Origin of the sequence: Pseudoalteromonas sp. SG43-8 (genome assembly GCF_014164245.1) — a bacterium.
GTDB lineage: Bacteria > Pseudomonadota > Gammaproteobacteria > Enterobacterales > Alteromonadaceae > Pseudoalteromonas > Pseudoalteromonas distincta.
In genome coordinates this window covers 13,600-25,752 of sequence record NZ_JACJEX010000004.1, presented here as the reverse complement: position 1 = coordinate 25,752, position 12,153 = coordinate 13,600, and the positions used below count along the sequence as shown (strand labels likewise).

Below are 12,153 nucleotides of genomic sequence, written 5' to 3'. Positions count from 1 at the left end.
CCATTTAGTCTAGGCTGTTAGTGGCATGGCTTTTAGTTATCGTTAAGTCTGTTTCACTAATATTGAGGGGTTCTAAATGCCAAATATCTTCACTGTATTGGCTTATGGTTCTGTCACTTGAAAACATACCACTGGCTGCTGTATTTAAAATACTCATTTGTGTCCAGTAGGTCTGATCTGCGTAAGCTTTATCAACTTCTTTTTGAGCTGCTACATAACTTTCAAAATCGTGAGCAACAAGCCATGAATCGTGCGGGCTCTTAATTGCATTTGTTATGTCGTCAAATAAGCATGGTTCAAATAAATTAAAATGCCCGCTCTCGAGTAATTGCATCACATTCTTTAAATCGCTATTTTGCGATATTAAATGCTCTGGATTATAACGTGATTTAATATCGTCGATTTCGTGCGCTTGTGCGCCAAACAAAAAGAAGTTATCAGCACCAACAGCATCTCTAATTTCAATGTTTGCGCCATCCAGCGTGCCTATTGTCAATGCACCATTCATCATAAATTTCATGTTGCCAGTACCAGACGCTTCTTTGCCTGCGGTAGATACTTGCTCTGAGAGATCGGTTGCAGGACAAATAACTTCCATTGCGGTTACGTTATAATTAGGTAAAAATGCGACGCGTAAATATGGCGCAGCTTGAGGGTCTTTATTTATAACCTCTGCCACGTTATTAATAAGCTTAATAATTTTTTTAGCCATGTAATAACCTGGCGCTGCTTTACCACCTAATAGAACACAACGAGGAACAAGTCCTTGGGTATCCCCACGGCGAATACGGTCATATAAATGAATCACATGAAGTATGTTTAATAACTGACGTTTGTATTCGTGGATACGTTTTACTTGTACGTCAAACATCATTGATACATCAAAATCGATATCGCAGCGAGCCTTAACTAAATCAACTAAACGTTGTTTGTTTTCACGTTTAGCATTTTGCCACTGCTCATGAAATGCCTTGTCGTCATAAAAACGACGTAGGTCACTAATTTTTGAAAAGTTTTTAACCCAATCATGGCCAATTTTTTCACCAATTAATTCACTTAATACTGGATTACAATGCGCAAGCCATCGACGAGGCGTTACACCATTTGTTTTGTTATTAAACTTATCTGGCCACAATGCATAAAATTCTTTAAATAATCCCGCTTTTAACAGTTCAGTATGAAGTGCTGCTACGCCATTTACAGAGTAACTACCTACAATAGCTAAATAAGCCATACGAATTTGCGGCTCATCACCCTCTTCAATCAGTGACAATGCACGTTGCTTTTCAACATCTCCCGGCCATTGCTGTGCAACTTGTGCTAAAAAGCGTGCGTTTATCTCGTAAACTATTTCTAAAATGCGTGGTAATAATTTTGAAAACAACGAAACAGACCATTTTTCAAGCGCTTCAGGAAGTAGCGTATGATTTGTATAGGCCATGGTTTTAGTTGTGATTTGCCACGCATCGTTCCAATTTAATTCGTAATCATCAATTAAAATACGCATTAGCTCTGCAACAGCAATACTTGGATGCGTGTCGTTTAACTGAAAAACATGAAAATCAGCAAAGTCACTAAAGCTCTCGCCATGTTGAGAAACCCATTGGTCTACTACGTCTTGAATACTCGACGATGATAAAAAATATTGTTGGCGTAACCTAAGCTCCTTACCATTTTCGCTGCTGTCATTTGGATACAGCACCATGGTGATCTGTTCGGCTAGATTTTTTTGTGCGACGGCTTCTGAATAACTGCCCGCATTAAATTCGGTTAAATTAAATTCATCTGTTGCCTCTGATTTCCACAGACGTAGTGTATTTACGATATTGTTTTTATAACCTGGGACAGGTACATCGTACGGTACAGCTAATACATCTTGTGAGCCCATCCATTGACGGTGCTCTCTGCCAAATTTATCTGTGTAACTTTGCACATAGCCACCAAACTTCACACGTTTTGCATGCTCTGGTGCGCTTAGCTCCCATGGATGTCCTTCACGTAGCCAGTTATCTGGTTGCTCAATTTGGTTACCATCTTTAATCGATTGATTAAACATGCCGTATTCGTATCGTAGGCCATAGCCAATAACAGGCAACGCTAAACTAGCACAGCTATCTAAAAAGCAGGCTGCAAGGCGCCCTAGTCCACCATTTCCTAGGCCAGCGTCGTGCTCGGCGTCTTCAATTGTTTCTATTGTTGTGCAGTACTCTTGTAGTGCTGAGCTTACTTGTTCATCTAAATCTAGATTTAAAACAGCATTACCTAGCGCACGCCCCATCAAAAACTCAAGAGAAAGGTAAGCCGTTTTGCGGCGTTTCTCTTGCTTAATTTGTTGATTCGTTTCTCTGCAGCGGGCCACAAGTCTGTCGCGAATAGTAAGCGCTAATGCGTGATACAAATAATGCTGCGATTCACCCACCTTATCTCGGCCGAGGGTATAATAAAAATGCCGTGTTAAGTCATCTTTAAGCGTACTTTCATCAATAACGGGCCCTTCTTGCCAGCTCTTTACTACACACACTTGATCACTTTGTTTAACCATGACTAACATCCTCTAAATTGGCACTAAAAACCCAACTACTTTGTGCTGAAATTTCAACCATCGCATCTTCATTACTGCTCACAGATGCATTATGTACACTTGATAGAATCATTTGCCACGGCGCATTAATTGGCGATGGGGGCATTTGACAAAAAATTGTTTTTTCACTGGCATTAAATACAATCAGCAATGCATGATTGTTTTGCTTATCAAGTAAGCTATACATTAAAAACTGCCTGGTATCTTCATGCCAGTGAGCATCAGTCATGGTTTTACCTTGTTCGGTAAACCACTTAACGGTAAAACGCTCGTCTATATCATCTAAAAATACACTGTGTTTAAACGCACTGTGCGCACGTCTAATTTTTAATGCATCATCAATAAATCGTGTTAACGAATGATTAAGTTGAGAATCTTTCCAGGCAAGCCAACTAGTGCGATTATTTTGGCAATAAGCATTGTTATTCCCCCCTTGCGAGTGCGCCATTTCGCTGCCAGCGGCAATCATTGGAACACCTTTTGAGAGAATTAAAGTAAGTAAAAAGTTCTTTTGTTGCTGTAAGCGCAGTGCGTTTATTTTAGAGTCGCTGGTAAAACCTTCTACCCCACAGTTAAACGAATGATTTGCACTGTGCCCATCTCGATTTTGCTCGCCATTAGCTTCGTTATGTTTATGCTCATAACTCACTAAATCAGCAAGGGTAAAACCATCATGACTCGTTATGAAATTAATACTATTGAGCGGCCCACGTTGGCTGTGCTCAAAAATATCAAACGATCCATGCAAACGTTTTGCAACGCTTGCAATAATGCCTGTTTCACTTTGCCAAAAACGTCTAATTACATCGCGATATTGATCGTTCCATTCTCGCCATGGCGGCGGAAATGCACCAAGCTGATAACCACCTGGGCCTATATCCCAAGGCTCACTTATTAACTTAACTTTGTTAAGCACAGGGTCTTGGGCAACTACTTGTAAAAAAGTATGTGCGGAGCTAAAGCCTGCTTTTGAGCGGCCTAAAATGGTCGCTAAATCAAACCTAAAACCATCAACTCCCATTACTTCAACCCAATAACGAAGGCTATCAAGTACAAGTTGCAGTGTTTTAGGGTGGTCAATATTTATGGTATTACCACAGCCGGTATCGTTTATATATACGTCAGGCTGGCCATCTACTGTGCGGTAATAGGCTAAGTTATCAAAGCCTCTAAGCGATAGTATAGGGCCATCCGCCCCTGCTTCAGCTGTATGGTTGTAAACAACATCTAATATGACTTCTATGTCTGCAGCATGGAACTCTTGCACCATTTGCTTAAACTCGTTTATATCGTCGTTTACCAAATAGTCTTTATGGGGCGTAAAAAAGTTAAGCGTGTTGTAACCCCAGTAGTTTTGCAAACCTTTCCCTGTTAAAAATTGCTCACTAATAAAAGAATGAACAGGCAAAAGCTCAACGGCTGTAACACCAAAGCTTTGTAAGTGTTCAATAAAGCTTGGGTGGCTTAACCCTAAAAACTTCCCTTGTAGAGATTTGGGAATTTTAGGATGACGACACGTTGTACCTTTTACATGACACTCATAAATAACCGTGTTTGACCAACGGTGGTTAGGCTTTTTATGCGTATACAACGTAGGAGCCGCTACTTTTGATTTAGGTATATCAATCGCATTATTTACAGTGCTTTTAGTACCGATTGGCATTTGCCCGTAGTGGCGTTCACTCCAAGTAAACTCGCCAAACAAGTCTTTTGCATATGGGTCTATCAGCAGCTTATTTTCGTTAAACAGTTGACCATTTTTAGGGTTATATTCTCCCTCAACTCTAAAACCATAAAGCGCACCGGCGTTTAATGGCGAAATATGAATACTCCAAATACCCCCTTCGTTGATGTTCATCGCCATTTTTAGTATTTCTGAATGGCCACTTTTATCAAACAGGCATACATAAGCTTGGCTTGCCCCAGGCGCATACAGCGCGAAGTTAACCCCATTATCAATAACACTAGAGCCAAGTGGTTCTACATTACCGGGTGCTACATCAAATCGGTTACTCATCATCAACCTTTTGTAAATAAATAGTAGTTAAGCCACCAATGGCAATTGAAATACTGTGTTTAAAACCATGATTTGATTCGTTTATTGCTTGAACTACCTGCGATGAATCTTTAGTTACCTCAACGCCAGAGCCAAAAAACTGAGTATCGTCTGTATTTACAATGACCTTGTAACGCCCTTTACTCGGTACGCCAATAACGTAGTTTTCATAGGATGCGGGGGTAAAATTAGCAATAACAACCACAAAGTTTTTTGCGTTTTTAGCATAGCGAACAAAGCTTAAAATGCTCTGCTGATTATTATTGTTATCTATCCAGGTAAAACCAGCCGCACTCGAATCTAGCTCATACAACGCAGGTTGGTTTTTATAAACGGTATTGAGCGCTTTTACCGTTTGCTTTATACCATTATGGCTTTGGTGCTCAAGTAAATGCCAATCGATAGAATGATCGTGCCCCCACTCTTTTCGCTGTGCAATTTCACCGCCCATAAATAAGAGTTTTTTACCCGGGTGTGCCCACATAAATGCGTAATAAGCGCGTAAATTTGCAAATTTTTGCCAATCATCGCCTGGCATTTTTTCAATTAACGAGCCTTTACCATGTACTACCTCATCGTGGCTTAATGGCAATATATAGTTTTCGCTAAACGCGTATACCATCGAAAAAGTCATTTCATGATGATGATGCTGACGATATAAAGGGTCGTGCTGCATGTAATGCAAACTATCGTTCATCCAACCCATATTCCACTTATAACCAAAGCCTAAACCGTTGTGCTCAACACTTTGGGTGACACCCGGCCATGCTGTCGACTCCTCAGCCACCATCATAATGCCTGGGTTGTTTTTATAGCTGCGCATATTGACTTGCTTTAGGCACTCAATTGCACCTAAGTTTTCACGCCCGCCGTAACAATTAGCAACCCACTCGCCTTCTTTTCGGCTGTAATCTAAATACAACATAGAAGCTACGGCATCTACACGCAGGCCATCTAAACCAAATTGATGTAGCCAATACATAGCATTTGATATTAAAAAGCTTTTAACTTCAGGACGGTCGTAGTTATAAATGTAGGTATTCCAATCAGGATGAAACCCTTGGCGCTTATCAGCATGCTCATATAAATGGGTGCCATCAAATCGATGTAAGCCATGCGGATCGCTTGGAAAATGCCCTGGTACCCAATCAAGCAAAATACCTAAATTAGCTTTGTGGCACTGCTCTACAAAGTATTTAAAGCTGTTGTAGTCGCCAAAGCGGCTGGTAGGTGCAAATAATCCAACAGGCTGATACCCCCACGAACCATCAAACGGGTATTCACTTATTGGCATAAGTTGCAGGTGAGTAAAATTCATTTCAAGGGCATAGCTAACGAGTTTGTCGGCAAGCTCTGTGTAACTTAAATAGCGGTTGTTTTCAGCGCGTTGCCATGAGCCTAAATGCACTTCGTAAATACTAATTGGTGCATCAATATGGTTACGCTTTTGTCTGTTTTGAAGTGCCTGCTCGCCAAGCTTTATAGGTTCTGGTTTATACTGCAGTACACTTGCAGTGCCAGGTGCTTGTTGCATTTTAAATGCATAAGGGTCGGCTTTTTCGAGCACCTCTCCACTTTGCGCGGTAATTGCAAATTTGTAGCACATGTCAGCTTTAAGGCCTGGTACAAATAACTCCCATACACCACTTGCAGGATGAAAGCGCATAAAGTGGCGATTCGCTTGCCAAAAGTTAAACTCACCAATAATAGAGACACTTGCCGCATTAGGCGCCCATACACAAAAACGTACACCGTCTACGTTTTGTTGAGTACTAAAATGTGCACCAAAATGCGAGTAAGCATGTTCAAGACTGCCTTCGTTAAATAAATACATTGCCTCTGCATCAAGTGTGCTTTGGAAACTGTATTCATCATAAAAGGTAACGCTGCTATCTGTGTACTGAGCAATGCATTCATATGGCGCAGTGGGCAAAGCATCAACTTTGGCTATAAATAAGTCACTTTGCTGGTAGCGTTTCGCCTTAATACTTTTATTATTTAATGTAACACTTACGCTTATTGCACAAGGTAGATAAAAACGAATTTCAACCTCAGCATCCGTTTTATGTGCCCCTAAGAAGCTAAATGGGTCTTTAAATCGCCCTATATTTAATGCGTGTACTTGTGCATCATAACTATTTTCATTAGTTGTACTGCTCATTTAACCTTTCCTTATTGAATCGATAGCAGCTAAAAGTGAGGCATTTTTGGTAAAAATTTCTTCACTGGTATGCGTTAATACACGTCGCCAATTAGGATATTCTTTATCTGTCCCGGGGATATTAACCGGATACTTTTGCTCATCTAAGTCATCTATTTGTATTGCAAATAAACGCGATTGAGAGCCTGCTAAACACAATGCAAGTGCGCTATAAACAGTCACAGCTTCACTATGTAATAAAAGCTCAGTTGTATTGCCATGGTGATTAATAAAACGTAGTAACCTTTGTTGCTCTTCTATTCGCTGTTGCTTTAGTTGCTCGTATTCATTGCAAGTTATAAGCTTATATTGTTGCTTAATATCTAAATCATCATGTTGCCACCAGCCTGTAAATGGAGGAACATCGTGATTGGCTATCATTAACAAACAATGTGTTGCTAGCTCATCTACCGATAAAAACTCTCCACTGTGTTGTTTCTCAAAATAAAATAAGCTGTTGGAAAAAATACCGCTAGATGCCAAAGCTTCCCTAACCTCTGGCGGTACGATGCCTAAATCTTCACCAATAACAATACTCTGATTAATATGCGATTCAATTTTTAAAATGGCAAGTAAATGCTCAAACGGATAGTAAACATAACAGCCGTCTTGTTCGCCATTGCTTTCAAAGCACCACCATAGGCGCCTAATAGCCATTACGTGGTCAATTCGAAGCCCACCTACGTTTTGCATGTTTGCGCGAATGAGCGAGCGGTAAAATTGGTAGTGATTATTACTAAGGCTTTGGGGATTGAGGGCTGGGAGGCCCCAATTTTGACCTGCTTCAGCCCATGGATCGGGTGGAGCACCTACACTTGCACCTTGGCTAAACAGCGATTGCTGGTTTTTAAATTCAGCCCCATCGCCAGCACAACCAACAGCTAAGTCGTTTATTAAGCCAATAGCCATGCCTCTTTCTGCGCAACTTTTTTGACACAGTGCCAGTTGCATATGCGCTTGCCATTGCAGGTAATAAGCAAATGTTAGGTTGTCTGATTCGAGGGTCTTTAACGTAGTAGAGTGAGCATTACAAAAATCAGTAAACGCTTGGCGACGCTCATCACTTGCCGTTAATTCAAACTGATTATAAAGCGCTTCAAATAACGTATACTTTATACGGCTTACATTTTCATAATCTATAAACTGATCATTACTTTTAATAAGTGCAGCGACATCATCTTGCTGCATAATGGCGTCAAGGTTTTCGTTATTTATTGCGTCTTCGCTTAGTACGATAGAAATATAGAGAGGATTTAATAAAGCGCGACTATTAGGGCTATAAGGACTGGCTCGCTCCGGCATATCAGCAAATAACAAATGCAGTGGATTAAGTAATATATAATCCATGTTTTGGGAGCTGCATAGTTTTGTAAGCGCTAATAAATCGTCAAAGTCGCCAATACCAAAATTCGCTCTATTTTTTAATGTGTAAAGCTGAATAGATAATCCAGTGCGCTTTGTGTCTCCCACTTGATAGACTTGCTCTGGCACGCACCAAATTTGTGTAATAGCGTGTTGCTCACCTACCTGAACATTAGCGTCATGATAGCCAATTGGCATATTATCTATGGGTAATGCCAACTCAATATAGCGAACGCCATGCAAGTAATATTCACCAGTGACAGCCAAGTTATAAAGGTTATCAAATGCTAAATGCATTCCAAGTGAAGGGACATCGATATTAGCGGCTAAATATTGCTGACGTTCATCTATACGAAGCTTTAACAAACATGCAGTTTGCTCAACTAAACTCACACTAGGTACTAAATCAAGCCAAAGCGATGCATCTAAATCATAAGTTAGTTGAGCTATTCCTGCTTCATTATTTGTATCAACACCACAACATTGCAAAGCACGTTTACGCGTTTCTTCGCTAAAAAATACCTGTTCACCTGTATACTTAGTGAATTCAAAGCCAATACCATGCAGGTAAAACAACTGCGAAAGAGCATCCATTGAATCGCCTTAATTAGTGCGTTGAGTATTTACTATGCTGTTTTCTGTGCCAAATGTATTGCCGATATAACCGTCAGCTTGATGGTCGTTATCCCAAATGTCTCCATTAATCAGATAACGAAAGTGAAATTGTTGATCGATAGGTAAGCGTTGCTTAAATTTAAACACACCTTGTTTTTTATAAAGCTTCATTGGCACTGGTTTCCAATCATTAAATTCACCTAATAAGCAAACTTCTTCTGCCTCTGGATGAGAAAATTCAAAAGTAACTTCAGCTTCATCTTTTGTTTTAAAAAAACGTTTATTCAACATAGCAGGCTCCAACTAAACCAAAAAGGATACTTAATCTTTGCCACAGGCCATACAACTAAACAAAAAGGCTATGTGGTAACCATCTAAAAATCATTAAACGTGTTATTAGTTAAACAAAACTTTATTTACGCTTTATTACAGTGCAAATAACATTTCAATTACACCAAAAAGGTGCATTAACCTTATATACAATACGCTTTAAATGATACTTAACATACAGAGCAATATTCAAACCAACAAACTATTAAAAACCTCATTAGTTCAATATATAAATATTTATAGCTGCAAATATCCGAAGAAAATTTAAAATCCTAAATTACTTTTTTTATATTACTTCATCATGGATAATACACATCATTCTAATACTCTGAAATATCATTAATTTCATGTTGAAAAAAACCATTTTAATAACTACCACCATCATTTTTTTAGTTGTAGCTGCATTTATTGGTACCTCAATTTATACCCTATACAGTAAAAAAGAAATTTCAGTTGACCCTAAATTAAAAGAAATATCAGGAATAGAATTTGATAAACAGCAACGTTTATGGGCTATTAACGACGGAGGCAACGAACCAAAGCTATACAGACTCAATAAAGACGGTTCTATTGCTAAAGAAATTTTAGTTGAAAACGCTAAAAACATTGATTGGGAAGACATGACCCAAAACAAATTTGGGCACTTCTTTTTAGGCGATTTTGGTAATAACAAAAACGATCGTAGATGGCTCACTATTTATAAAATAGAAAACCCGATAGATATAAAAACAGATACGACTCAAGCAGAAATAATTAAGTTTACCTACCCCGAAATGGATGGCAGTCCTATAAAGCCCAATAACCGTAATTTTGATTTAGAGGCATTTGTAGCTCTAGGACGTCACTTATATTTATTTACAAAAAACCGCACAGAGCCATTTGACGGTATTACTAAGGTTTATAAAGTGGGCGATCATGCCGCTAATTTTAAAGCAGAGTTAATAGACTCATTTAAAACATGTACCACTTTAGAAAAGCTATGCTGGATAACATCGGCCGCTTTAAGCCCTGATCGTAAAAAACTAATATTACTTGATTCAACCAGTATTTGGCTATTCGAAAATTTTGAGGGTGATAAGTTTTTTTCTGGCGATGTATCAAAAATTGACTTAGGAATAGTGACTCAAAAAGAAGCTATCACTTTTTTTGATGACAATACTATTGTATTTACAGATGAAGAATTTAAAGGTATTGGCGGTAATGCTTATTTTATAAAGCTTGATGAAGCCAAAAAAGAAATTATAAGAAAAAAGCCGACCTCAGAAAAAATACATCCATAATATAATGTTAGCTAAGCTAAAGTTCTAAAGCTTAGCTAACTTATGAAAGGTATCGAGTTAGTTACTCTTTTCGTTTGACGAATGGAGTGCTTTTTCTACATCAACACCTAAAATCAACACTCCAATATGACTATTATTATCATCTAAAACAGGAAAACTTAGCTGTACTTGAAAATGATGTGTTGATGCATCATATGTTACGCTATCAAAGTTATAGTCCTTTGACTGTTTAAATATTTTAGTAAACTTATTCTCATCTCCTTGCCTGTAATCACTGGTTAACTTACTTATTGCTATATTTTTTCCTTGGCTATCAGTCAATATAAGCTCAGTAACAACACCTTTAAACTGCGATTGCCATTTTTTAAATACCTTAGATAACGGTAAATCAAACATAGTTAACCCATCAGCATGCCCAACGTGTTTACTTTCTTTTATCCATAACTGGTCTCGTTTCATAATTTCAGGCTCACTCAAAGGAGACTCATTACTTATTTGAACTTGCTCTATGAAACTAGGTAAGTTTAATAAGGTTTTAGCGCTACTGTAGAGCCTATCAAGTATTTGCTTTTCTTCACTTTTTGATAGTGGAAATGGAGCTTGCGCACAAGTATTTATATTTTCATCGAACTGCTGCATAAATTCAGGAAGGCGTTTGATAAGGGAATGCGAAGCAAATAATCCCAAAGGTACATATCTAAAAAATTCTTTTTGGTACTCGTCTTTATTAATCCTTAGCTTAGAGGCTGCTAATTCAAAATCATCTAAATCAAGTAGGATTCTATCAATCCGTTTATGGTGCATTACATTTACTATTTCTTCTAATGAATTTACTTCTACCTCAGCAATAATATTTTGAGTTTTAAACCAATTTGCTTGATAACTTCCTCTTACTGCACCATAAAGCATTTTATTTTTTGGTTTATTAATGCTCTCTGGGTGAGCAAACCAGTACCAGCTTTCTAAAAAATGGGGGATAATATACGTCCATAAGCTTTCATTTCAGGCATTAAATGGGTTGTGAAATATCCATCTAAGCGCTCTAACTTTACTTCTCTACGAGCACGTAACCATGGCAAGGTTTGTAGCTGGAAAGGAGCTCCCATTTCAAATAAAATACACTCGACTTGGTTGACTGCATTATTAGGTGCTGTGGTGGGTAAGTTTGTCCCAAACTGGAGAGGCTCAGTTAAACCTAACAAAAGAGTAAAAAGATGTACGGGCATAATCCATTGCTAAATATTGTACAAATTAAAATAAGTATAGTCATGCTTATTAAAAAAGTATAAATTTTCCTTACAAAATTTTGTACCTTATCAATGGCTTCAATATTTAAACCTATGATTTATTGCTATTAACTTATAAAAAGCACGCTTAAACATTTAAATTAATGCATTTATATCTAGGGTCTGTTTATCATTGCGGATAAAAATTTGCTCACACTAGGCGCTATTTAATTGCGGCGCAAGATTTATAACCTAGTGTGCTCGATAACTGCTCCTGCGTTATTCTAATTGCTTATATCCATGTAAGAATAAGTAAAAACCGAGCAATGCTTCCGCGCCCTGCTCACGCACCTACCCTACATCTATGTAGGCAACAAAGAGAAAATAGCGCCTAGGAAGAACCTTTTGGGGGCTGTTAATTTAACCTTGAAGGTTCAACAGACCCTAGCCTTTTTATTATTGACCTAGAGTATACCGAGTGTTCACTTAACGACTAAAACAAA

The 12,153-nt window shown here is 38.4% G+C and carries 7 protein-coding genes; 1 reads left to right on the top strand and 6 read right to left on the bottom strand.

Annotated elements, in window-relative coordinates:
• Positions 1 to 4 precede the first annotated feature (4 nt).
• Genes H5122_RS09595 through H5122_RS09575 form a run of 5 tightly spaced genes read right to left on the bottom strand, consistent with a single transcriptional unit; the run spans position 5 to position 9,105 of the window.
• Positions 5 to 2,542: a glycogen/starch/alpha-glucan phosphorylase gene (locus H5122_RS09595; protein WP_182681993.1), complete on the bottom strand. Its 2,538-nt coding sequence runs from the start codon at positions 2,540 to 2,542 to the stop codon at positions 5 to 7.
• Positions 2,535 to 4,598 (bottom strand): glycogen debranching protein GlgX, encoded by a 2,064-nt coding sequence (glgX, locus tag H5122_RS09590; RefSeq protein ID WP_182681994.1) that lies wholly within the window; start codon positions 4,596 to 4,598, stop codon positions 2,535 to 2,537. The genes H5122_RS09595 and glgX overlap by 8 nt, the downstream gene beginning before the upstream one ends.
• Complete coding sequence (gene glgB / locus H5122_RS09585) at positions 4,591 to 6,798, bottom strand: 1,4-alpha-glucan branching protein GlgB (protein WP_182681995.1); 2,208 nt, start codon at positions 6,796 to 6,798, stop codon at positions 4,591 to 4,593. Before glgB ends, glgX begins: the two co-directional genes overlap by 8 nt.
• Positions 6,799 to 8,793 carry a 4-alpha-glucanotransferase gene (gene malQ / locus H5122_RS09580; protein ID WP_182681996.1) on the bottom strand — a complete coding sequence of 665 codons (1,995 nt, stop codon included), beginning with the start codon at positions 8,791 to 8,793 and terminating at the stop codon, positions 6,799 to 6,801.
• Between the two features lie 9 nt (positions 8,794 to 8,802).
• Positions 8,803 to 9,105, bottom strand: coding sequence for an isoamylase early set domain-containing protein (locus H5122_RS09575; RefSeq protein ID WP_024595450.1), 303 nt, complete (start codon positions 9,103 to 9,105; stop codon positions 8,803 to 8,805).
• 386 nt (positions 9,106 to 9,491) lie between these two features.
• Between H5122_RS09575 and H5122_RS09570 the strand changes: the two genes are divergently transcribed.
• A complete protein-coding gene (locus tag H5122_RS09570) occupies positions 9,492 to 10,424 on the top strand; it encodes a hypothetical protein (protein ID WP_182671206.1) in 933 nt (310 codons plus the stop codon).
• A gap of 57 nt (positions 10,425 to 10,481) precedes the next feature.
• Here H5122_RS09570 and H5122_RS09565 read toward each other — a convergent pair whose 3' ends face one another.
• The gene (locus H5122_RS09565; protein WP_259395788.1) at positions 10,482 to 11,333 is read right to left on the bottom strand and encodes a cellulose-binding family II protein; all 852 of its coding nucleotides are present in this window, start codon (positions 11,331 to 11,333) and stop codon (positions 10,482 to 10,484) included.
• Positions 11,334 to 12,153 lie beyond the last annotated feature (820 nt).